General features: G+C 46.7%; 20 protein-coding genes and 1 pseudogene. 14 read left to right on the forward strand and 7 right to left on the reverse strand.

Annotated elements, in window-relative coordinates:
- The first annotated feature begins 50 nt into the window (after window positions 1–50).
- Entirely contained in the window at window positions 51–1,031 is a 981-nt protein-coding gene (hflC, locus tag R8N28_RS21620; protein ID WP_005381382.1) for a protease modulator HflC, read from the forward strand.
- Window positions 1,032–1,094: 63 nt separating this feature from the next.
- Here the strand turns inward: hflC and R8N28_RS21625 are convergent, their stop codons facing one another.
- Complete coding sequence (locus R8N28_RS21625; RefSeq protein ID WP_005381383.1) at window positions 1,095–1,280, reverse strand: DUF2065 domain-containing protein; 186 nt, start codon at window positions 1,278–1,280, stop codon at window positions 1,095–1,097.
- Between the two features lie 172 nt (window positions 1,281–1,452).
- Between R8N28_RS21625 and R8N28_RS21630 the strand changes: the two genes are divergently transcribed.
- Window positions 1,453–2,769, forward strand: a complete 1,317-nt coding sequence (locus R8N28_RS21630; RefSeq protein ID WP_005381385.1) for an adenylosuccinate synthase — start codon at window positions 1,453–1,455, stop codon at window positions 2,767–2,769.
- 216 nt (window positions 2,770–2,985) lie between these two features.
- Window positions 2,986–3,621, forward strand: coding sequence for a flagellar protein MotX (gene motX, locus R8N28_RS21635; RefSeq protein ID WP_005381388.1), 636 nt, complete (start codon window positions 2,986–2,988; stop codon window positions 3,619–3,621).
- An 80-nt stretch (window positions 3,622–3,701) separates the two neighbouring features.
- On the opposite strand, the gene hmpA is transcribed toward motX, so the two are convergent.
- Window positions 3,702–4,886 (reverse strand): NO-inducible flavohemoprotein, encoded by a 1,185-nt coding sequence (gene hmpA, locus R8N28_RS21640; protein WP_065274928.1) that lies wholly within the window; start codon window positions 4,884–4,886, stop codon window positions 3,702–3,704.
- 157 nt (window positions 4,887–5,043) lie between these two features.
- Here hmpA and nsrR point away from each other — a divergent pair, with 157 nt between their 5' ends.
- The 5 genes from nsrR (at window position 5,044) to trpS (ending at window position 10,833) form a co-directional block, all read left to right on the forward strand.
- Entirely contained in the window at window positions 5,044–5,469 is a 426-nt protein-coding gene (nsrR, locus tag R8N28_RS21645) for a nitric oxide-sensing transcriptional repressor NsrR (RefSeq protein ID WP_005381392.1), read from the forward strand.
- A gap of 115 nt (window positions 5,470–5,584) precedes the next feature.
- Entirely contained in the window at window positions 5,585–8,092 is a 2,508-nt protein-coding gene (gene rnr / locus R8N28_RS21650; RefSeq protein WP_017821742.1) for a ribonuclease R, read from the forward strand.
- A gap of 67 nt (window positions 8,093–8,159) precedes the next feature.
- The gene (gene rlmB / locus R8N28_RS21655; RefSeq protein ID WP_017633733.1) at window positions 8,160–8,903 is read left to right on the forward strand and encodes a 23S rRNA (guanosine(2251)-2'-O)-methyltransferase RlmB; all 744 of its coding nucleotides are present in this window, start codon (window positions 8,160–8,162) and stop codon (window positions 8,901–8,903) included.
- 110 nt (window positions 8,904–9,013) lie between these two features.
- Entirely contained in the window at window positions 9,014–9,700 is a 687-nt protein-coding gene (locus R8N28_RS21660; protein WP_005382834.1) for a phosphoglycolate phosphatase, read from the forward strand.
- Between the two features lie 116 nt (window positions 9,701–9,816).
- Entirely contained in the window at window positions 9,817–10,833 is a 1,017-nt protein-coding gene (gene trpS / locus R8N28_RS21665; RefSeq protein WP_005381398.1) for a tryptophan--tRNA ligase, read from the forward strand.
- A gap of 56 nt (window positions 10,834–10,889) precedes the next feature.
- On the opposite strand, the gene R8N28_RS21670 is transcribed toward trpS, so the two are convergent.
- Complete coding sequence (locus R8N28_RS21670; RefSeq protein ID WP_053303037.1) at window positions 10,890–11,264, reverse strand: hypothetical protein; 375 nt, start codon at window positions 11,262–11,264, stop codon at window positions 10,890–10,892.
- Window positions 11,265–11,808: 544 nt separating this feature from the next.
- On the opposite strand from R8N28_RS21670, the gene R8N28_RS21675 reads away from it, so the two are divergent.
- Both R8N28_RS21675 and R8N28_RS21680 read left to right on the forward strand, forming a co-directional pair.
- On the forward strand, window positions 11,809–14,763 hold the full coding sequence (locus R8N28_RS21675) for an ExeM/NucH family extracellular endonuclease (RefSeq protein ID WP_065274927.1): 2,955 nt from the start codon (window positions 11,809–11,811) through the stop codon (window positions 14,761–14,763).
- Between the two features lie 167 nt (window positions 14,764–14,930).
- Entirely contained in the window at window positions 14,931–15,845 is a 915-nt protein-coding gene (locus tag R8N28_RS21680) for a LysR family transcriptional regulator (RefSeq protein ID WP_033907171.1), read from the forward strand.
- Window positions 15,846–15,851: 6 nt separating this feature from the next.
- On the opposite strand, the gene R8N28_RS21685 is transcribed toward R8N28_RS21680, so the two are convergent.
- The 4 genes and pseudogenes from R8N28_RS21685 to R8N28_RS21700 form a co-directional block, all read right to left on the reverse strand.
- A complete protein-coding gene (locus R8N28_RS21685) occupies window positions 15,852–17,363 on the reverse strand; it encodes an AbgT family transporter (RefSeq protein ID WP_065274926.1) in 1,512 nt (503 codons plus the stop codon).
- Between the two features lie 52 nt (window positions 17,364–17,415).
- On the reverse strand, window positions 17,416–18,588 hold the full coding sequence (locus tag R8N28_RS21690; protein ID WP_065274925.1) for a M20 aminoacylase family protein: 1,173 nt from the start codon (window positions 18,586–18,588) through the stop codon (window positions 17,416–17,418).
- Window positions 18,589–18,735: 147 nt separating this feature from the next.
- Window positions 18,736–19,329, reverse strand: a pseudogene (locus R8N28_RS21695) (NADPH-dependent FMN reductase).
- 39 nt (window positions 19,330–19,368) lie between these two features.
- Complete coding sequence (locus R8N28_RS21700; protein ID WP_005381415.1) at window positions 19,369–20,241, reverse strand: EamA family transporter; 873 nt, start codon at window positions 20,239–20,241, stop codon at window positions 19,369–19,371.
- 122 nt (window positions 20,242–20,363) lie between these two features.
- Between R8N28_RS21700 and R8N28_RS21705 the strand changes: the two genes are divergently transcribed.
- The 4 genes from R8N28_RS21705 to astA all read left to right on the forward strand — a co-directional run bounded on the left by R8N28_RS21705 (window position 20,364) and on the right by astA (window position 24,202).
- A complete protein-coding gene (locus R8N28_RS21705; RefSeq protein ID WP_005381417.1) occupies window positions 20,364–20,843 on the forward strand; it encodes a MarR family winged helix-turn-helix transcriptional regulator in 480 nt (159 codons plus the stop codon).
- Window positions 20,844–20,912: 69 nt separating this feature from the next.
- Window positions 20,913–21,500: an aminodeoxychorismate/anthranilate synthase component II gene (locus tag R8N28_RS21710; RefSeq protein WP_065274924.1), complete on the forward strand. Its 588-nt coding sequence runs from the start codon at window positions 20,913–20,915 to the stop codon at window positions 21,498–21,500.
- 361 nt (window positions 21,501–21,861) lie between these two features.
- Entirely contained in the window at window positions 21,862–23,073 is a 1,212-nt protein-coding gene (locus R8N28_RS21715; RefSeq protein WP_005381420.1) for an aspartate aminotransferase family protein, read from the forward strand.
- Between the two features lie 109 nt (window positions 23,074–23,182).
- Window positions 23,183–24,202 carry an arginine N-succinyltransferase gene (astA, locus tag R8N28_RS21720; RefSeq protein WP_005381422.1) on the forward strand — a complete coding sequence of 340 codons (1,020 nt, stop codon included), beginning with the start codon at window positions 23,183–23,185 and terminating at the stop codon, window positions 24,200–24,202.
- Window positions 24,203–24,276: the final 74 nt, after the last annotated feature.

Consider the following 24,276-nt stretch of genomic DNA (forward strand, 5'->3'; position numbering starts at 1 on the left):
TCGAACACGCAGTCTCGTTCAACAGGTTCACGTCAAGGGAGATACTAAGAATGCGTAAGTTAATGATCCCTGTACTGGTAATCGCACTGGCATTAATGTTGATGTCTTTGTTTGTGATTCCTGAAGGTGAGCGTGGTATCGTGGTTCGATTTGGTCGTGTCTTGAAAGACAACAACGACATCACTCGAATTTACGAGCCTGGTCTGCATTTCAAGATGCCTTTGTTTGACCGTGTGAAACAACTTGATGCACGTATCCAAACAATGGATGGCCGTGCAGACCGTTTCGTAACGTCTGAGAAAAAAGACGTTATCATTGATACCTACGTGAAGTGGCGTATTGAAGATTTTGGTCGCTACTACCTCGCGACTGGCGGTGGTAACTCGCTAACGGCAGAGGCACTACTTGAGCGTAAAGTGACGGACGTGCTTCGTTCTGAAATCGGTGCTCGTGAAATCAAACAGATCGTATCTGGTCCACGTAACGATGATGTGCTACCAGAAGACGCAAGTGCCGATGTTGTCGCAACTGAAGCGGCTCGTGAGGCGCTTGAGATTGATGGTGAACGCGACCTAATCATGTCTGAAGTATTGAAAGACACGCGTGAAAGCGCAATGAAAGACTTGGGTGTTCGTGTCGTTGATTTCCGAATGAAGAAAATCAACCTGCCTGATGAAATCAGTGAGTCTATCTACCGTCGTATGCGTGCGGAGCGTGAGTCCGTTGCTCGTAAGCACCGTTCTCAAGGTCGTGAAAAAGCGGAAGTTATTCGTGCTCAAGCAGAACTAGAAGTAGCAACTATTCTAGCTGAAGCTGATAAAACTGCGCGTGTGACACGAGGTGAGGCGGATGCTGAAGCTGCGAAGATTTATGCTGAAGCATACAACAAAGACCCTGAGTTCTTTAGCTTCCTACGTTCGCTACGTGCGTATGAGAAGTCCTTCAGCTCTAAGAGCGATATTCTGGTGCTTGATCCGAAGAGTGAGTTCTTCCAATACATGAACCAGTCGAAGGGCAGCATGGAGAAATAATCTCCGCGTCTCATTGAAATAAAAGGCTCCTTAGGGAGCCTTTTTTGTATCTGATGCTAAGTGCTAGCTCATCATGATGGCGATGACGGCTCCAGCAACTACTAGGCAGCCACCGATGCGTCGTAGCTGATTGTTGGGTTGTTCACTTAATTGAGCCACCATATTCCGCCAACCGTTAGGAGCAATCAGTGGCCCAATGCCTTCCACGATCAAGACGAGCCCAATCGCCAACCATATGGATTCAGACATAGCGCTTTCCAGTCGAATAGAGAAAGCTAAATACTATCAGTGATATGCTGATTTCAAAATGAACAAAGCGGCAAGATGACATTCTGGTAGCAACTCTGTGAACAAAAAATGACTGCAAGAAGCGTGATTCGGTGCTAGAATCCATTTTTAACTAGCAATCAGACTTGGAAAGATGGGAAATAACGTAGTCGTTCTAGGCACCCAATGGGGTGACGAAGGTAAAGGTAAAATCGTAGACCTTTTAACTGAAGATGCAAAATACGTGGTACGCTACCAAGGCGGTCACAACGCAGGTCACACTCTCGTAATTGACGGTGAAAAAACCGTTCTTCACTTAATTCCATCAGGTATCCTTCGCGATAACGTAAAATGTGTTATCGGTAACGGTGTTGTACTATCACCTGAAGCTCTACTTAAAGAAATGAAGCCTCTTGAAGAGCGCGGTATTCCAGTACGCGAGCGTCTTTTCATTTCTGAAGCATGTCCGCTAATTCTTCCTTACCACGTTGCAATGGACCAAGCTCGCGAAATCGCTCGCGGTAAAAAAGCTATCGGTACTACTGGTCGTGGTATCGGTCCAGCATACGAAGATAAAGTTGCTCGTCGTGGTCTACGCGTTGGCGACCTATTCGATATGGCGACTTTCGCAGAGAAGCTAAAAGAAGTCATGGAGTTCCATAACTTCCAACTAGTTAACTTCTACAAAGCGGAACCAGTAAGCTACGAAGAAGTACTTGAGCAAGCTAAAGGCTACGCTGAACTACTAACGTCAATGGTTATCGACGTAACTGACGAACTAGACGCAGCACGTAAGCGCGGCGACAAGATCATGTTCGAAGGTGCACAAGGTACACTACTTGATATCGACCACGGTACTTACCCGTACGTAACGTCTTCTAACACGACTGCTGGTGGTGTTGCTGCAGGTTCTGGTTTTGGTCCTCGTCACATCGGTTACATCTTGGGTATCGCAAAAGCGTACTGTACTCGCGTTGGTGCTGGTCCATTCCCGACTGAACTATACGACGGTTTAGATAAGCAAGATCCAATTGGTAAGCACTTAGGTGAAGTTGGCCACGAGTTCGGTGCGACAACTGGTCGTCTACGTCGTACAGGTTGGTTCGATGCTGTTGCTATGCGTCGTGCAATCCAAATCAACTCTGTATCTGGTTTCTGTCTAACTAAACTAGACGTACTAGATGGTCTAGAAGAGCTAAAAATCTGTACTGGTTACAAGATGGAAGATGGCTCCGTGCTAGAAGTTTCTCCGATGGCTGCTGAAGCATTCGAAAAAGCAACGCCAATCTACGAAACAATGCCTGGTTGGTCTGAGAACACATTTGGTGCTAAGTCACTAGATGCTCTACCACAAGCCGCTCTTGACTACATCAAGCGTATTGAAGAGCTAACTGGCGTTCCAGTAGACATCATCTCTACAGGTCCTGACCGTAACGAAACTATCATCAAAGTTCACCCATTCGAAGCTTAATTGATAGCCGTTAAAGATTGCAAAAGCCGACCTTCTGGTCGGCTTTTTTGTATCTGAACAAAAACAGCGTGACTCTCATATGGCAAGCTTTTGCCGCTGAGCCTAAATCAGAGGCAAAAATTGTCTAAAGCTTAGCTGTTTTTTGCCGATAAGGTTATCAAGCAGAGGAGATCCTTCACCGATCTTTGGTTTCTTAGATACCTTAAGGGTACGTTTATGAAGTTACGAACAGTGGCTGCTTCACTGTTGTTGACCTTGGTTGCTACCACAGTGAAAGCCAATGTTGCTGATGTGGGGGCACCAGTTCCGATCTATACCGAAGCAGAGCTGATAAAGCTTATTGAGCAAAATAAGCACTTACAACGTGTGCGCGCTGATAACTGCCAGCTGGTGGAGGATATCGTAGCTCGTGCGACTCGAATTAACTTACCCGCTTATGAATTTCTGTACGGAGATATGTTGGCTTGGGGTGTGTGTGTCGAGCAAGATGTCGAACTGGGTCTTTACTACATCGAAAATGCAGCGCATCAGGGGTTACCAGCTGCACTAGAGCAGATTGGCCGATACTATTCGCGTGGCACTTTAGTACAGCAAGATAAAGAACGTGCAATTCCATATTTGCGAGAAGCTGCGTCAATGGGAAACCTAAACGCGCGTATTCATCTGGCCGAGTTGCTTTTACGTGATTATGGCAGTCCACTCGATTACGAAGATGCGTATCGTTGGTTATATAACTCTGTCACAGCAGATAAGCGGCAGCATAAGCGCATAACTGTATTGAGAAACGGCCTTGAACAGCGCATGCCACAAAACGTTATTGCTCGAGCTAAACGGCGAGACACCTTTTGGTAACGCTTCAATATTGCAAACAACTTCATACAACAAAGCCCACGTCACGTGGGCTTTGTTGTTTTCCCGATAGTTGGTAGCGCTTAAACCACTTTGTGTGGACCGAAGCATTCGTAATGGAATTGCTCTTCTGGTACGCCAAGTTCTAATAGCTGTTTCGCTACGTGCTGCATAAATCCTACAGGACCACAGAAGTATACCTGCACGTTATCTTGCTTTAATGCAGCTTCAATTTCATACAGATTGACAAAGCCCGTGAAGTGGAAGTCTTCGCCTAGCTTGTCTTCTGCCGTTGGTTGGTTATACCAAACGAGCGCGTTCATATTTTCTTTTTCTGCAACGAGTTGGTTTACGTGTTGCTTGAAAGCATGCTGTTGGCCATTTTCTGTTGCATGAACCCAAGTTACAGGTGCTTGATGTGCTGAGAGACTTTCTAGCATTGACAGCGTTGGAGTAAGTCCCACACCAGCAGAAATTAGAACAACGGGTGTTTGTGGTTCGGCATCCATAAAGAAATCACCGGCAGGGGCTGCAAGCTGCACTTTTTCGCCAATGTTCAGGCTATCGTGCAGGTAGTTCGACACTTTTCCGCCTTCTTCACGTTTTACTGAGATACGGTAGGTGTTCTCTTGGACCGCAGAAGACAGGCTATATTGGCGAATTTCTTGGTTTTCTAACTGGTCACTGTTGATGTAGATGCCAAGGTATTGTCCCGGTTTATACGGCGCCACTTTTTGGCCATCGGTTGGCTTGAACACAAAGCTGCAAATGTGTTTGCTCTCAATCTTTTTATCGACTAATTCAAATTCGCGTAGACCGCGCCAGCCGCCTTCCAAAGCTTCATTTTGTTGGTAAATTTGTTCTTCGCGCTGAATAAATACATTCGCAAGTACGCCGTAAGCCTCAGCCCAAGCATCCAACACCTCTTGACCTGGATTAAAAAGCTCATCGATTGTTGCAAGTAAATGCTTACCAACGATTTGGTACTGATCTTCTGTGATCAAAAAGCTCGTGTGCTTATGCGCAATTTTCTCTACTGCGCCAAGCAGAGCTGGCAAATTTTCAATATTGGCAGCATAGGCACAGATGGCGTTGAATAATGCTTCACGCTGATCGCCGTTACGCTGGTTACTCATGTTAAAAATATCTTTCAACTCAGGGTTATGAGTAAACATACGCTCGTAAAAGTGCGCGGTCAGTTTTGGTCCTGTTTCGGCGATGAGTGGTGCGGTCGCTTTGACGATCTCGATAGTTTGATTGCTGAGCATAAGGGCTTCCTACTTTAAGTTGTATTTATAATGCATGTTTAAAGTTGTATCTCAAATGTATCTTTCGATCAAGAAAAGATTTACACTTTTATCGATAGCTCAAGTTTGGGGTTTTAGTATCACCAGCGGGTTATTGAGTCGCACTTTGGGAGAGAATATGCAGTTAACTAGTTTCACTGATTATGCGTTGAGAACCTTAATTTTCTTGGCTTCGTTGCCGGAAGATGAGTTAACCAGCATTACCGAAGTGACGGATTTATTTGGTGTGTCGCGCAACCATATGGTTAAAGTTATCAATCGGTTAGGACAGTTGGGTTATGTCCATACCGTGCGCGGAAAAAACGGTGGTATCCGGCTGATGAAGCCAGCATCTGAAATCACAGTCGGTGGTGTTGTGCGCGATTTAGAGCCGTTAGATTTAGTCAACTGTGGTGTGGATTTTTGCCATATTACCCCTGCTTGCCGCCTCAAAGATAAATTGGCGAAAGCAAAAAGTGCCTTTCTGGCGGAGTTGGATGATTGCACGATTGAATCCTTGCTCAGTGACAATTCTGAACTTTTGATCTTGCTGGCTCGTCCTTAACTCATTTGCATGCCTAGAGTCGATCTCGATCATTCTTTTTTCAAAGCAATTCTGTAGCTTATCGAGAGACTCAGATATACTAGCCACATACCTTCCTTGCTAGATAGGCGTGCCTATGTCAGACAATATTCCAAACGATCCTTTTGCAGATCGTGAATCCAAAAATTACGAAAATCCAATTCCAAGCCGAGAGTTTATCATCGAGTTTCTAGAGCAAGCGGGCGTTCCAATGAATCGTAACGACTTGTTTGAGGCACTAAAGCTTGAGGGCGAAGAGCAATACGAAGGGTTGCGTCGTCGGCTACGTGCGATGGAGCGAGATGGCCAACTGGTGTTTACCCGCCGTCAGTGCTATGCATTGCCTGAAAAACTTGAAATGGTGAAAGGTTACGTGATTGGTCATCGTGATGGACATGGTTGGGTACGTCCAGAAGGCAGCGTCGGCAAGGATGATGATATTCTGTTACCGCACCATCAGATGAAGAACATCATCCACGGTGATTTTGTCTTAGTGCAACCGACAGACAACAGCAAGCGCGGCCGCCGTGAAGGACGTTTGGTGCGTGTGCTAGAGGAGCGCAATGATCAAATCGTTGGTCGTTTCTTCCTTGAATATGGATACTCCTATGTTGTCCCAGATGACTCGCGTATCAGCCAAGATATCCTGATCCCAAATGAGCACAAAGCGGGTGCACGCATGGGTAACGTAGTCGTAATTGAAATTACTGATCGTGGCTCACGCTCACGCGGCATGATGGGTAAAGTGGTTGAAGTCCTTGGTGAAAATATGGCACCAGGTATGGAAACACAAATTGCGATTCGTACACACCAAATTCCTCACGAGTGGCCAGAAGCCGTCGATAAACAAATCGAAAACTTGGGCGAAGAAGTACCAGAAGAAGCCAAAGTTGGTCGTGTGGATCTACGTGATTTGCCACTAGTGACCATTGACGGCGAAGACGCACGAGACTTTGATGATGCCGTTTACTGTGAAAAGAACAAAGAAGGTGGTTGGCGTTTATGGGTAGCGATTGCTGACGTCAGTTACTACGTTCGTCCTGACTCTGCGTTGGACAAAGAAGCGATCAATCGTGGTAACTCAGTATATTTCCCGTCGCAAGTTGTGCCGATGTTGCCAGAAGTACTATCGAACGGCCTATGTTCGCTTAACCCGCAAGTAGATCGCTTGTGTATGGTGTGCGAAATGACCATTTCCGATACAGGTAAGCTGTCTGGTTACAAGCATTACGAGGCGGTGATGAACTCGCACGCTCGTCTCACATATAGCAAAGTGAGCGCGATTCTAGAAGGGGATGAAGAACTACGTGAGCGCTACCAGCCGCTTGTTTCTCATCTAGAAGAGTTGCACAAGATGTACAAAGTGCTGAAAGAAGCACGAGATCAACGCGGTGCAATCGAATTTGAAACCGTTGAAACCAAATTTATTTTCAATGCGGAACGTAAAATCGAAAGTATTGAGCCAGTAATTCGTAATGACGCGCATAAGATCATCGAAGAATGTATGATTTTAGCCAACATTGCTTCGGCATCGCTGGTAGAAAAAGCGAAAGAGCCCGCGCTTTATCGTATCCACGAATCTCCAGGTGAATTACGCCTGCAAGGTTTCCGTGACTTCTTAAGTGAACTTGGTCTTGAGCTAAAAGGTGGTTTAGAGCCTTCACCAACGGACTATGCTGATCTCGCACGTCAAATCTCCGGGCGTCAAGATCAAGAGTTGATTCAGACCATGCTGCTACGCTCAATGAAGCAAGCGGTATACAACGCAGATAACGCGGGGCACTTTGGGTTGGCATTGAAACGCTATGCGCACTTTACGTCGCCAATTCGTCGTTACCCTGACTTGTTACTTCACCGTGCAATCAAGTATCTGATTGCTAAAGAAGAAGGTCGTAATCAAGATCGCTGGACACCAACAGGTGGCTATCATTACTCGTTTGACGACATGGATTTTTACGGCGAACAATGTTCGATGACAGAGCGCCGTGCTGATGATGCAACACGTGATGTTGCGGATTGGCTGAAGTGTGAATATATGCAAGACCACGTCGGTGACGAACTAGACGGTGTTATTGCTAATGTCACTAGCTTTGGCTTCTTTGTACGTTTAACGGATTTGCACATCGATGGTTTGGTACATATTTCTACCCTTGCGAACGACTACTATCAATTTGACCCGATTGGTCAACGACTTATTGGTGAAAGTTTCGGTAACATCTACCGCTTAGGTGATGCAGTAAAAGTAAAAGTACTGGCTGTTAACCTCGATGATAAGCAAATTGACTTTGAATTGGTCGAAACAAGTCGTAAGCTACGCGGCGAAGGTAAGACTGCGAAGAAACGCGCAGCGGAAGCAAAACGCAAAGCGAAAGATAAAAAACGCGCTGCGACTCGCTCTTCATCGAAAGAAGGTGGCGCGGCTCGTGCAGTTCCTGCGATAGAGCCAACTAAACGCCCAGAAGAAACGGGTGCAACGAGTAAGCGTAATGGCCCAAAACGTGGTGACGCCGAAGGCAACGAGAAGCCTAAAGTGAAAAAAGCACGTAAAAAGAAGCCGCACAGTAAGCCGAAGAAAACCAAGCGCACTAAAAAAGAAGCGCAGTAGGTTGAAGCGCCAACTTAGTTCAAACTCGGTTGGCGCAGGCAATACGACCAGAACAACAGGTTAAACAATGAGTAACGAATTTATCTACGGCATTCACGCAGTGAAGGCGGTATTGGAGCGCGAACCAGAGCGTTTTATCGAGGCGTACGTTTTAAAAGGTCGTCAAGATGATCGCCTAATGCCAATCCTAAATGATCTTCAGGTTTGTGGCGTTTCTATTCAGCAGATGACACGTAAAACCTTGGATGACAAAGCGCGCGGTGCAAATCACCAAGGCATCATCGCTCGTGTGAAACCAGCGAAGCAGCTGAATGAGAACGATATAGATGACATCCTGGCGCAGCACGAATCACCACTGCTATTAGTGTTAGACGGCGTGACCGATCCACACAATCTTGGTGCGTGTTTACGTAACGCAGATGCGGCAGGTGCTGCGGCGATCATCGTACCGAAAGATCGTTCTGCACCGATGAACGCAACCGTAAGCAAAGTGGCTTGTGGTGCAGCTGAAGTCGTGCCATTGATCCGAGTGACTAACTTGGCTCGTACTATGCGTACACTGCAAGAGCAAGGTATCTGGTTTGTTGGTACGGCGGGCGAAGCAACGCACGACATCTACCAAGCAAAACTGACTGGACCCCTTGCTATCGTAATGGGGGCAGAAGGTGACGGTATGCGTCGTCTGACTCGTGAAACCTGCGACGATTTGATTAAGATCCCAATGGCTGGTAGCGTTTCAAGCTTGAACGTATCTGTGGCATCCGGCATCTGTTTGTTTGAGGCAGTTCGTCAGCGTATTGCTGCAAAGTAACGACGAAACAAACAGTTACTGCCGAATCAGACATAATGATAAAAACAAAGGATGGGGTGCCATCCTTTGTCGTTTTCACCGATTTATAAATAAAAATCCTCAGGGAAGTTATGACTCAACAAGACATTAAATTCATCGCCTTCGATCTAGATGGCACTTTGCTTGATAGCGTGCCAGATCTAGCTGTCGCGGCAGACCAAGCAGTACAGGCGCTTGGCTTTCCATCGGTTTCAGAAGAACAAGTTCGTGATTACGTGGGTAACGGCGCAGACGTGCTTATTGGTCGCTCATTAAGCCAAAGCCTGACCATCAACCCAGAGCTGAGTGAAGAGCTTCGTGCTAAAGCGCGTGTATTGTTTGATGATTACTACGAGCAAAGCGGTCACAAGCTAAGTCATCTTTACCCAACGGTAAAAGAGACACTAGCAGAGCTGCACAAAGCGGGCTTTGTTATGGCGCTGGTGACCAACAAACCTTCAAAGTTTGTGCCTGACGTTTTGGAAAAGCACGACATCGCAAAATACTTCGTTGATGTCCTTGGCGGTGATGCATTCCCAGAGAAAAAACCAAACCCAGTAGCATTGAACTGGCTAATGGAAAAGCACCAAATCCAACCAAGTGAAATGCTGATGGTTGGCGACTCGAAAAACGACATTCTCGCAGCAAAGAATGCAGGCTGTGCCTCATTTGGTCTGACATATGGTTACAACCACGGTGAACCTATTTCAGCATCAAATCCAGATTTCGTCGCTGACAGTTTGGCAGAATTATTGGACGTTGTAGCGGTTTCTGCATAACGGCTACAAAAGAGCTTCCAAAATACTCGTTAATGAGTACACTGAGTAAACCGTGCACCTATTACTGCACGGTTTTTTTCATTTAATTAGATTAAGAAGTCAAAGGAATCATTCTAATGAGCAAACCCATTGTATTGAGTGGTGTTCAACCTTCAGGTGAACTAAGTATCGGTAACTACTTGGGTGCTCTACGTCAATGGCAGCAGATGCAAGACGATTATGATTGCCAATATTGTGTGGTAGACCTTCACGCGATTACGGTTCGTCAGGACCCTAAAGCGCTGCATGAAGCAACTCTAGACGCACTGGCAATTTGTCTGGCAGTTGGTGTTGACCCGAAGAAGAGCACGCTATTTGTTCAGTCACATGTACCAGAGCATGCTCAATTAGGTTGGCTTCTTAACTGTTACACTCAAATGGGTGAGCTGAGCCGTATGACTCAGTTTAAAGACAAATCGGCACGTTACGCGAATGACGTAAACGTCGGCCTATTTGACTACCCGGTGTTGATGGCGGCTGACATTTTGCTTTACGGTGCACACCAAGTACCTGTAGGCAGTGACCAGAAGCAACATCTAGAATTAGCGCGCGATATCGCAACGCGTTTCAACAATATTTACTCGCCAGAGCAGCCAATCTTCCAAGTTCCAGAGCCTTACATTCCGACAGTAAATGCGCGTGTAATGAGCCTTCAAGACGCAACGAAGAAGATGTCTAAATCTGATGACAACCGTAAGAACGTTATCACGCTACTGGAAGAGCCTAAGTCGATCCTTAAGAAGATCAACAAAGCGCAAACCGATACCGAAACGCCACCAAGTATCCGTCATGATATCGAGAACAAGGCGGGCATTGCTAACCTAATGGGTCTGTACTCTGCGGCGACAGGCATGAGCTTCGAAGAGATTGAAGCGAAGTACCAAGGCGTAGAAATGTATGGCCCATTTAAGAAAGATGTTGGTGAGGCAGTTGTAGCAATGCTTGAGCCAATTCAAGCAGAATATCACCGTATTCGCGCTGATCGTGCTTACATGGACGAGGTAATGCAGCAAGGCGCTGAGAAAGCCTCGGCACGAGCGGCTGAAACGCTTAAGAAAGCATACGAAGCAGTAGGTTTTGTTGCTCGCCCATAGTTGCTAAGAACGAATACGAAAAAGCTCCACTTTGGTGGAGCTTTTTTATGCCTGTATTACTGAAATGGCGTGTCTTTCATACAGCGTTCCATGTCGTAATATTCAACACGTCCTCGAGCCCCTAGAAAGGCAGACTTCACAACCATGCCTCTATCAATGAAGTAACTAAGCTGTACGCATGATATATCGTAGCTGAGTTCTTTAATTCTCGCTGGAATCCAGTAGGTTCCTGGCGTTCTTAGACGTTGAGTAAAGGTAATAACACCCTCGTCACTGACTTCTAGTTCTTCAATACCATCCAGTTCATTTTTGGCTGATTCGATGATGTCTTGATTCGCCGTAGGTTGAAGTGGCTCACTGGCGGTCAACTGACACCCCGCTATCAAGCCAAGTAGGGAGATAGCTAGCACACTGCGTTGAATTGTTTTCATTTGTCGTTCCTGGGTTTACAGCTAATGAGATCTTGTTGTCTCGCGCAGGTGTTATATCTTTTGTGTATATTTTTGGCTAGTGAGTAATGAAAAGTTATTGAATAAATCATGAAAACTTTGAAGTATGAGGGGCCTGTAAAAGAGAGAACGAAGCGAGTAATAGATTCTTGGGCTTGAACAGTGATACAAGTGAAAATTAAAGCATTCTAAATTAGTGACTAATTATATTTTTTATTTGTAACAGGAACGGTTGGGTTAATAAGCAACTCAACAAGTGATGTATTTTCTACTCCTTAACATGAAGTGAAAAAGTAAACTGAGTAATCAATCTAAATTCTGACTTGTTTATCAATAGCGCTCTGTATTTATTACAAAAAATGTTTGAATGGGATGCTCTGGCATATTTTCTTATATTCACATGTGATTCATTTCACGGCTTTAATTACTCATTCTTATTTATTTCATAAATAAACCTGATAGTAGACGCAAATGGCAGGCTCTAACCAGAGCTAAGTTTGCATTTACATAAATATCAGGTATGACAATGGACACGTTAATCAAACCCTCAATACTCGCATTAACCATCGCCAGTGCACTTAGTGCAAACGCGAACGCAGAGATTATTATTTCCCAATACGTAGAAGGCGGCGCTTATAATAAAGCGGTAGAGATCGCTAATACGGGTGATACTGCGGTGACACTCACTGGCTACGAGTTGGCGAAATCATCAAACGGTGGTGGTACTTGGGGTAGCACATTCGACCTTAGCCAAGTGACGCTACAAGCTAACCAAGTGTATGTACTGGCGCATGGTGACGCGAGCGATACCATCAAAGCTGTCTCGGATATCACAGATAAAAGCGTTGCGAACTTTAACGGTGACGACCCGATCGCACTGCTTAAAGATGGTGAAGTGCACGACATCATCGGTGTGATGGGTGACGTAGATTTTGGTAAAGACACCACATTAGTTCGTAACAGTGATGCACTAACCCCTTCTGCTACTTATGATGCATCTCAGTGGACGGCATTTGAGAAAGACAACATTGACGGCCTTGGTGAGCTAAATGCGACTGAGCCACCAGCACCATTCGCTTGTGAAGTAGACGGTCAGCAACCTAACTTCACTACCATCCAAGATATTCAAGGTGAAGGCGATACGTCTCCATTCATTGATGGTTACCCATACATTACTGACGAAGATCATTTCGTAACTGGTGTCGTGACTGCTGTTACCACTGGCCTAACCAAAGGTTTCTACCTACAAGCATTAGAAAGCGACAACAACGACAAGACCTCAGAAGGCTTGTTCATTCATACTGACGCGGCAGACACGGCGCTGAAAGCTGGTGACGTTGTTTGTGTGAAAGGTAAAGTTCAAGAGTATTACAGCAATACTCAGCTTGCTTCTGATGCTAACAGCTATGTGAAAACAGGCACCTCTGAAACCTCTCGAGTTACCGATCTTGTTATCAAAGAAGGTGAGACACTACGTGATGCGCTTGAGCGTCATGAAGGGATGCAAGTTGAGTTGACCTCGGCAAGTGACTTGTTTGTAACTCGCAACTTCTCTTACGACTACGATTCACGTCGTAACAATATGATGCTCTCTCATGAAGCGCCATTGTTAAAGCCGACTCAATTACACGCGGCAGAGAGCGATGCAGCCGTTGAGCTAGCAAAAGACAACGCAGCAAACCGCGTATACCTAGAATCAGATGGCAAAGCACCAAACGGCCAAATCCCATACTACCCAGATTTTGCTAAAGATGCAGACCAAGATGGCTCTTCAGAGCAGCACATTCGCCTTGGTTCTCGAGTAGAAGGTCTTCAGGGTGTCGTGGCTTACAGCTACAACGAATACCGCCTGATTGCGACCAATGAAGTCGATAACACCAACTTTGTGACTTCAGGTGAAGGCTTCGATGTGGCTCGTAAAGATGCCCCAGCGATTGCGGACTCAGATTTGCGTATTGCAAGCTTCAACGTACTGAACTACTTCAACTCCGTGGCTGACAGTGGCCATGAAAACCCAACCGGACAAAACCGTGGTGCGACTAACCTAGATGAGTTCCTGATCCAACAAGCGAAAATCGTTGCGGCGATGAACAAGATGGACGCTGACATCATTGGTTTGATGGAAGTGGAAAACAACGGCTTTGGTGATGGCAGTGCTATCCAAAACTTAGTTGATGCCCTAAATGCTGAGATTGATGACGCTGAAGCTCATTACACGTATGTCGAAATCGAAGAGCAAGACAAATACCAAGACGAATACTTTGGCAGTGATGCGATCATGGTGGCGATTTTATATCGTGCTAACGCAGTAACGCCAAAAGACGCTGCAAAAGTGATCATCACGCCAGAGCAGCACATTGCAGAAAACACAATTACTCGTAAAGAGGGCACAGAAAGTAACCCTGCTTACGATAAGTACCAACGCCACAGTCTACTTCAGACCTTTACGGTGAAAGAGACGGGTGAAGATTTGTCTATTGTCGTAAACCACTTTAAGTCGAAAGGCTCTGAGTGTATTGAAGAGTGGATTGCTGGTGTAGAAGATTCTGAGCCAGCGGATCTGCAAGGCAACTGTAACAACTTCCGCGTTTCTGCTGCGCACGCAGTGGGTGAAGCGTTGAAAGAGGTGAAAGGCGATGTATTGCTCATGGGCGACCTCAATGCTTATGGCATGGAAGACCCACTTCTGACACTGACTGATTACTCGAAAGAGAAATACGGCCGTGACATTTATACTGCTGCTTACACAACCATTGGTGATGGTGAACTTCAAGTAGAGAAGACCAAAATTGAAAAAGGTTACGGTCTGCACAATTTAAACACGTTGCTGCACGGTACTGATACGTTTTCTTACACCTATTCGGGCGAGCTGGGTAATTTGGACCACGCATTGGCAAGCAGCAGCCTAGCGCAAAAAGTGGTAGCAATTGAAGATTGGCACATCAACTCACTAGAGAGTAACTTGTTCGAATACAGCAACAAGTACACAGGTGATATGCCGAAGTACAAAGATGCGTTCTCTGCCTCTGACCACGATCCAGTGATCATCGCGATTGATTTACCAGATGATGACATCGATTTACCGAAAGCAGGTGACAACTTAGCCGTCGATGTCCGTTTACCACCAACGGCGGTTGTGGGCGATATTGTTACGGTGAACTTAACGCCATCCACACAAGCGGCTGCGGCAAGCAGCGATACGAAAGCTTACTCGGCTAGCCAAACTTTAGTTCAAGCTGATATTGATGCGCGTAGCGTGAATATTGAGTTTGAACAAACGCCAGAGCAAGGTAATTATCAGTTAGAAGAGAAAGTGACTGACTCGACAGGTAATATCGTGAAGTTTAGCTCTGTTCGTGATGTTTCAATGACGCAAACTGAAGCTGGAACAGAAGGGTCGAAGGATTCAGATGGTGGTTCGTTTGGTTTTGGTGCTCTATTTGCGCTGCTAGGTCTCGGCTTATTCCGTCGTCGCCGCTAAGCGAATTTACTTCCTGACAAACAGTTCCTAAATAGCTGTAAAGACCAAAGGCCAGCCTATGCTGGCCTTTTTATTCAGAAAAAATATAGAAATGGATAATCATATTGACGTATTAGTTACCAAGTTTGGGTATACTTTTTCAGCAGAGCAAAGGGTGAGACTACTAAATGGACATTAGCTATCGTCAGCTCAAAGCTTTTATCGCCTTGGCTGAGGAACAAAATTTTACTTATGCCGCTGAAAAGGTGCACATCACCCAGTCTGCGTTGAGCCAGATGATGAAAAAGCTGACCCAGCAACTTGCCAGCGAACTCTATCAGCGCCAAGGCAGGAAAATCATCCTCACCGAAGCGGGCGAGCAGTTGTATCAGGAAGCGCGATTTATCGTTAATCGCTTGGATAAACTAGTTCAGCAAAACAAAGACCGCCAGCACGGCTACAACAAGTCGCTGGTGGTTTCGTCGCTATATACGTTGTGTGCATCCTTAGCGCCGAAAACCCTCAATGACCTGAAAAAGCGCTATCCAGATTTTACTTTTCGCTTAATTGAAGAACGGGTTGATGACATTACCCATTCAGTACTACAAGGGCAGGCAGACATCGGCATCAACACCAATCCGAATCACCCAGAATTGAACTTTGATTTACTGTTTCGCGATTACCTGTGCTTTGTTTGCCGGCAAGACCATCCGCTCGCCGAGCATAAGCAAGTCAGTTGGGAACAAGCGCATCAATACGCGTCGATTGGTGTCAGCCCCGGGAACAGTTTACGCACACTTGCCGACGAAGCGTTTCAACGCATTGGTTTAACCTATGATCCGGAGTTGAGCGCTTCGCATACCTCAACGCTATTAGGGATGATTTCCAGCGGACTAGGTTCGACGATTCTGTCTTCCACTATCGGTGAGTTGAGCAACAACGTGGAAGTTCGCTTTATTCCGATTGTTCAACCGGTTCAGTACCGCTCAGTAGGGCTCATTACACGTAAAGAAACTCATCGAGAGTTAGTCGATGAGTTCAGTTTGATTTTGAAAAAGCATGTCAGCGACTGGGGCTTTGCTGAGTTTATCCCCAGTCGTTAAGCGACGTTACATTGGCCCGACGGGTAAACCTGTCAGCATGTAAATCAGGAATAGCCCGCCCCAAACACTAAATAGCACCAGAGCGTATGGCACCATCATCGCGAGGAAAGTACCAAATTTCACTTGCGGGTTATATTTGGCGATCAGCGCCAGTACCATCGGAATATATGGATTGGTCGGTGAAATGATGTTGGTGGTGGAGTCGGCAATACGGTAGCCCATTTGCGTAATTTGCGGGTCTACGCCAAGTAACATAAAGAGTGGGATAAATACCGGGGCCATGATCGCCCATTGCGCCGAACCACTAAACACAATCATGTTCATCACGCCAGCAAGCATCATAAACAGCGCCATCATCGCCAGCTTTGGCATCTCGACAGACGAAATCCATTCCGCACCATTCACCGCAATAAAGATAGCTAAATTAGACCACTTAAACCAAGCAATGAACTGGGCAATCACAAATACCAAGACAATGTAGCCGCCAACGCCCTTGAGCGCTTTGGACATCAAGTCAGGAATATCACTGGCTTGTTTGATCGTACCCGCTTTGACGCCGTAAACCACCGCATTCATAAAGAAGAATGCCATGATGATCGGGATAATCCCTTTTAGGAAAGGTGAAGGTACCAAACCGCCGTCTGCATTACGCAGAGGTGAATCGGCTGGCAGCAGGGCGGCCAAAAGCAAAGCGATAAACACCAAAGACGTTGCTCCAGCCCATTTCAACGCACTCTTTTGCTTAGTGGTAATTTCAAAAGACGGTTCACTATCGGCGTGGTTGGTTGTCATTTTATGCGCGAATTTAGGCTCGATGTATTTGTCGGTGATGAGCGTCCCTGTGACGACTAAAATCGGAACGGAAAGCAACATAAAGTACCAGTTTGCCGCCGGGCTGACTTCGACGTGTTCAACGATGGCAGACGCTTCGGTTGAAATGCCGGAAAGTAATACATCGGTGCCAGCAATAAATAGGTTGGCGGTAAACCCAGCCGCGACCGCGACAAAACCTGCGGCGATGCCGACGATTGGGTTGCGGTGGGTTGCCGCAAAAATCAGACCTGCGAGAGGGGGAACCAAAATGAACGCAGCGTCTGAGGCGAGGTTACCGATGATACCAGTGACAAAAATCGACGCGGTGACAAACTGACGTGGCGCGTTGAGCAATGATTGCTTGATTGCGCTGTCGGCCAAGCCCACTTCTTGCAATAGCCCCACCGCTAGCATCATACATAAGACCAATCCGAGTGGTTTAAACGAGACGAAGTTGTTCACCGTCGATTGCAGGATATAAACCAGACCTTCGCCGCTGATCAGGCTCTTAACGTGCACCACTTCACCCGTAGACGGATGGGTCACGCCGCCGCCGATAAACGAGAATAGCCAAGAGAGCAACATGACGCTGAAGCAGAGGAAGATAAATAGATAGAAGGGATGAGGGACTTTATCGCCCAGTCGCTCAATGCGGTTGATCATCGACGCGCCTGAACTCGATTTTTGCGTAATTGCAGTCGACATTGTTAGAACACTCCTTTGTGTAAAGAGGGGAGTCACTTCCCCTCATTTGTTGTTATTGCTGTTCAATCAAATTGATAAAGTAAGCCGCGCCAATCGGCAGCAGCCGATCGTTAAAGTCGTAGGCTTTGTTGTGCAGGCCAACGCTGCATCCTTGCTCCTCAGTGCCGTTGCCGATAAAGCCGTAGCAACCTGGTACTTTGTTGAGGAAAAAGGCGAAGTCTTCACTGGTCAGCATCGCTTCGCAGCTTGGGTTAACGTGCTCAGCACCAACGGTTTGAGTCGCTGCGGTGATCGCCCGTTGAGTTTCGTTTTCTGTGTTAACCGTCGGTGGGTGAGAAATTGGTCCGAGTTTAAATTCTGCTTGCATCCCGTGCGCCTTGGCGCTGTGAGCTACTAGTTGCTCGAGTCGTTCAACCAAGCTATCTCGTGTTTGTTGAGACAAAGTACGGAACGTACCGCTCATATGAGCTTGGTCGGCGATGGCGTTGGTTGTTTCTCCACAATGCAGTTGTGTGACCGAAACCACTAGTGGATCAAACGGGTCGTAGTTGCGGCTGACCATGCCTTGAATACCTTGGTAAATATGGGTCGCGACAAGTAATGGATCTTGGGTTGTGTGTGGTAAGCCAGCATGACCACTTTTTCCGTCGACAGTGACAAACAGACGGTCAGAGCTCGCCATTATTGGCCCCGTCTTAAATGCGAAATGCCCTTCAGGAATGCCCGGCATATTGTGCAGAGCGTAGCATTCGTCGATCGGGAAGCGCTCTAACACGCCGTCGGTGATCATGGTCTCGGCGCCACCGCGACCTTCTTCTGCCGGTTGGAATATCAGCACCGCTTTGCCTGCAAAGTTACGCGACTGGGCCAAGTAGCGCGCAGCGAGTAGCAACATAGTGGTGTGACCGTCATGGCCACAAGCGTGCATTTTACCGTCGTGGCACGAACGGTGGGCAAATGTGTTGGCTTCATGGATGGGTAGAGCGTCCATGTCGGCGCGAAGACCGATGCTCTTTCCGTCCCCGAGCGAGCCGTGAATCACACCCACCACGCCCGTTTTGGCGAAATCAGTACAGATTTCATCGACGCCGTACTTTTCGAGCTCGGCAACCACTAACGCTTGAGTGTTATTTTCTTCAAAACCTAATTCTGGTTGTTTATGAATGGCATGACGGAGACTAATCGCGTCGGCTAACCAAGGTTCTAAGACTTCAATAATGTTCATACATCTCCCCTTTAATTGAGAATGATTTAACACTATTGAAACAATTCAAACAAACCGGATTACTACTGAAACTATTAGCGTTGCTAATAGTTGCTTGGAGAGAGGTTAAACTAAACGCCGCCCAATACTGAGCGGCTTAAATGACGATTACATCCCGTAGGTGAATGGTTTACCAAGCGGCAGCATGTCCTGATGCACTGGTGCTAATGCGCTCGCGTAACAGCTGAGCAGTTTCAAGGTGTATTGGGTGCGAGCGACAAAATCACTGTCATCGCTATTCGCATCTTGATCGATGAGTTTATCGCTGTTGCGCACAATGAGGTGGTCAGGCAAAAAGCACACGTGGTTATTTTTGCTGCCGGTCATGCGCAATTCGCTGATCGGGTAAACACCGTTGATACTCACGCTGACACTCACCAATAGTGCAGGTTTATGTGCCAGTTCGTTTGCTGTCGTCAGCAATAGGAAGTTTTTCAGCGCAGGGGTTGCCATCCCGTGCTATTCCGGTGTGATAAAGACAAACGCGTCAGACTCTTGCAGTTTTTGCGCGATTGGTGTCCAAACATCCCACTCTTGGATACCTTGCCAAACGCCTTCATTCCAAAATGGCAGGTTCAGTTCATGCAGGTCGAGGATCTCCACTTGGTCGAATTCTTGCAAACCGTGCTGTTTGAGAAAACGAGCTACGTTGAGACTTTGTGAATTTGCCCTTTGGCTGCCAGAGACAATCGTTAGTTTCATAATCATTTCCTTTTGAATTTTATATCTTGTTTATTGGAGTTATGCATTTGCAGCTTTAGGACTATGGGAGGCCAAAAAGATCGAAACCAGTATTGCTCCTGCACCTAACAATTGCAGTGGTGTGAGTATTTCATCTAAAAATACGTAGCCCAACACGCTCGCCGAGACGCTACTCAGAAATCCTAGAAACGCGACGTTTGTTGCAGGAAGACGCTCGATTCCTTTAAACCACAGTGCGTAAGCGAGTACCGCGCCCACTATGGTTAGGTAGCTGTATCCGGCCAAGTTTTTTAGCGAAATGGTCTCCGGTAGACCTTCAAACCATAGCGCTGCAGGTAATAAAAGGATGCCTCCGACGAGGAGTTGCCAGCCAGTGAACGCCAATGTCGACATATTCTCCGGACGTCCCCAGTATTTGGTGAGCACCACGCCACTTGCCATGCTTAATGTACCTAGTACCGCCAGAACAATTCCTTGCGCGCTGATCTGCACCGTTTCGTTGATGACGATAAGCGCTACACCAAGCACCCCGAAGATTGCTGCGATGCAGTGGCTCAAGGCGATCTTACTTTTTAATACCAGCCCACTGAGTAGCATCACGATGATCGGTTGGCTCGACATGACCAATGCCGCCGTTCCTCCGGGCAGGTAGCTCGCCGCAAAAAATAAACAGTAGAAAAACAGCCCGATGTTGAGCGTTCCAAGGCAAGCGAGTTTTCCCCACCATTGCTGGTTCGGAAAGCAGCGTGTATACGCGATGAGCAGTAATCCTGCAGGCAGTGCGCGTATCGCAGAAGCGAGCAGGGGACTGTCTGCGGGTAGCAACTCAGTAGTGACGATATAGGTGCTGCCCCAAACGGTGGGAGCAATCGCGGTGAGCAGTATTGCTTGAATCCTTTCTGCGCTGGTCATAATAACTCCTGTAAAAGTATCTTTCGTGAAAGATTGTTTTTTAAAAGTAATGGTGTTTTTTCTTTTGGTCAAGTATCTTTTTGAAAAGATTTTTAGTTAGTGATGATCGTGAGGATGATGTAATGGACGGTGTAGATAAGATTCTTCAGCAGTGGCAGCAAGCACGACCTGACTTAGATTGTTCTTCGATGGGCGTGGTTGGGCGAATTCGTCGCGCGGCAAACTTCTGGGAACAGGCCCATGGCCAAGTGTGCGGTGATGCTGGGATCAGCGCGATTGAGTTCGATATTCTGGCGACGTTAAGACGTAGCGTCGAACCCGTCACTCCGACAACGTTGTACAAAACGTTGATGATTTCGTCTGGTGCGGTAAGTACCCGATTAGAAGGCCTAGTACAAAAAGGTTGGGTGCACCGCGTAGCGAGCGAAAGCGACCGCAGAAGTAATCGAGTGACATTGACGGAAGACGGTGTTGCCTTTTTAGATCAGGTGCTTGAAGCGCATGTCGCGAGCATGGAACAGCACTTAACTTGTCTCGACTCTGAAGAAAGAAATGCGTTGGAAAGCCTGCTGAGTAAGTTCCTGCAAGCCGAGGTGGAATAACTGATCGTACTTGCGTTTAGATAAAAAGGCGGCACAATACTCGCTTTCAGGTTTCCACGATGTAGTCCCATGCTGTTAATTATCGATAATTATGATTCGTTTACCTACAACCTTTACCAATACTTCTGCGAGCTTGGTGCAGACGTAAAGGTGGTGCGTAACGATGAAATCGATATCCAAGGCATTGAGGCGCTCAACCCAACTCATTTGGTGATCTCGCCAGGGCCATGTACGCCGAACGAAGCAGGTATTTCACTGAAAGCGATAGAACACTTCGCTGGTAAGCTTCCAATATTGGGTGTTTGTCTTGGCCATCAAGCGATAGCGCAAGTGTTTGGGGGCGAAGTGGTACGTGCACGACAAGTGATGCACGGTAAGACCTCACCAATTCGTCACAACGGTCGTAGTGTGTTTAAAAATCTGAATAACCCACTCACGGTAACCCGTTATCACTCTCTTGTGGTGAAAAACGGTACTTTACCCGACGTGTTTGAACTGACTGCATGGACAGAACTGCCTGACGGAAGCATGGATGAAATAATGGGTTACCAACATAAAACCTTGCCAATTGATGCGGTGCAGTTCCACCCAGAATCAATCAAAACTGAGCAAGGTCACGAGTTGCTTGCGAACTTTTTAGCACGCAAAACGATCTGATCGCGATCACTTTTCTTAACAAATCATTCATCTTTTTGCTGAGGTGAGCGGATTGCAAAACTATGCGATTCTCTCGAGTCTCTTTGTCTATTCATGTCTTTTAAAACCTTCTATCCCCTGTATTACATAACATTTATAAAAAATCACTTCTCTATTTTACTTTCTTGATGCATAAATAGTCATAAGCAGTGATTAATGGAAGTTACTTTCGAGAACGAAAAGAATAAATCACTATTGAAATGGTTAATTAAATGTAAATACAATGCCGCAATAGCTTAAATGCAAAACATTATTTGCTGGCAAAGAGAGCCGGTTAAATTCGCTTATCTGCTACGCATGCGGTATCAAGAAGGAATGTGCAATGACAACGGAAATTAAAGTAGAGCGCGGTTTATTCGATGAGGTAATGGTACCTTGCTATAACCCGATGGAAATGATCCCTGTTAAAGGTGAAGGTTCACGTGTTTGGGATCAGGAAGGTAATGAATACATCGACTTTGCTGGTGGTATTGCAGTGAGCTGTCTTGGCCATTGTCATCCAGTAATGGTAAACGCACTAACAGAGCAAGCTAACAAGCTTTGGCACTTAAGTAACGTTATGACGAACGAACCAGCCCTTCGTCTGGCGAAAAAGCTAACAGAAGTGAGTTTTGCTGAGCGTGTGTTCTTTGCTAACTCTGGCGCAGAAGCAAACGAAGCCGCTTTGAAGCTGGCACGTCGTTATGCAGCAGACGTTCATGGCACTGAGAAATCTGAAATCATTGCATTCAAACAAGGTTTCCACGGTCGTACATTCTTTACCGTAACGGTTGGTGGCCAAGCGGCATACTCTGACGGCTTCGGTCCTAAGCCAGGCGACGTGACACACCTTCCTTACAACGATATCGAAGCTTTACAAGCACACATGTCTGATCGTACTTGTGCGGTCATGATGGAGCCATTACAAGGTGAAGGCGGCATCGTGCCACCAACGCCTGAGTTCGCTCAAGCGGTTCGCGAGCTGTGTGACAAACACAACGCCTTACTGATCTTCGATGAAGTGCAAACTGGTAATGGCCGAACAGGTAACTTCTACGCTTACCAAGGTTTAGGTATCACGCCAGATATTCTAAGTACTGCGAAATCACTTGGTGGCGGTTTCCCAATCGGTGCAATGCTAACGACAGCAAAATTGGCAGAGCACATGAAAGTGGGCACTCACGGTTCTACATATGGCGGTAACCCACTAGCGTGTGCGGTTGCAGAAGCGGTTGTAAATGAAGTCACTAAGCCAGAGGTTTTGGCTGGTGTACTAGAACGCGAAGCAATGTTCCGTGAAGGTCTAGAGAAGATCAACGCGAAGTACAACATCTTCTCAGAAGTGCGCGGTCAAGGCCTGTTACTTGGCGCTGCACTAAATGAAGAATGGCAAGGCCGTGCGCGTGACGTGCTGGTTGCTGCAGGTAAACAAGGTCTCATGGTATTGGTTGCGGGTGCCAATGTCGTACGTTTCACACCATCACTCGTTATCACACAACAAGAAATTGAAGAAGGCTTGGCGAAACTGGATAAAGCGATCGCGACTTTAGTTTAAGCGCGATATCAGTTTAAACGTCAACGCAGACACCCCCGTCAAGGATCTCTGATGGGGGAATTGTTCCTACAATATAGTTAGGATCTTCTTGCATCTGGAGGGAGTATTGATGCTAGTAGTTCGCCCTATCGCGATGTCGGATTACGACGCACTGCACACTTGTGCGGTGGAGTCTGGTCACGGATTTACATCTCTACCGGTTAACGAAGAACTGTTAACCAATCGAATCAAACATTCAGAGTACAGCTTTGGTAAGCCAGATGTGGCAGAACCAGGCGATGAAGGCTACCTGATGGTTGGCTTTGACTCTGAAACGGGTGAGGTTGCGGGTACCACCGGAATCGAAGCATCTATCGGCTGGGATGTCCCATTTTACTCATATCACATTAGTAAAGTTGTGCACTCGTCGCCAAAGCTTGGCGTTAACAACGTCGTTAAACTGCTTACTTTTGGTAATAACTACACGGGTAACAGCGAAATTTGTACCTTGTTCTTGCGTGAGAAATTCCGCCAAGGTCTGAATGGTCGTCTAATGTCGAAGTGTCGTTTCCTAATGATGGCAGAGCACCCAGAGCGCTTCTCTGAAACGATCTTTGCGGAGATGCGAGGCGTTTCAGACGACGAGGGTAATTCACCATTCTGGCAATGGCTTCAAGAGCATTTCTTCTCTATCGATTTCACGCTTGCAGATTACCTGACAGGTATCGGCAAGAAAGGCTTTATCGCCGACTTGATGCCGAAACTGCCTATTTACATCAATCTGCTCAGCCCAGAAGCGCAAGCCGTGATTGGTCAAGTACATGACAACACGCGTCCAGCGCTGAAGCTGCTTGAGCGTGAAGGTTTTACCAACCGAGGCTACGTCGACATCTTCGACGGTGGCCCAACGGTTGAGTGTGATCTGCGTAATATTGAGTCGGTACGTCATTCATTCCGTGCGCAAGTCAAAATCTCTGAACATTCCAGCACACAAGACTTCTTGATGTGTAATTCATCTTTCGAGAACTTCCGTGCGACAGTCACTAAAGCGGCGTATGACGCAGAAACACAAAGCGTGATGATTGCACCAGACGTTGCGGATGCACTTTCGGTTGAAGAAGGGGATTTCGTTCGCCTTCTTCCGCAGTAACAGACGACAGAATTTAAGGATAGAAACAATGACACATTGGATTGCAGGTGAATGGGTACAAGGTCAGGGTGAAG

The sequence above is a fragment of the Vibrio sp. Vb1554 genome (assembly GCF_033344235.1).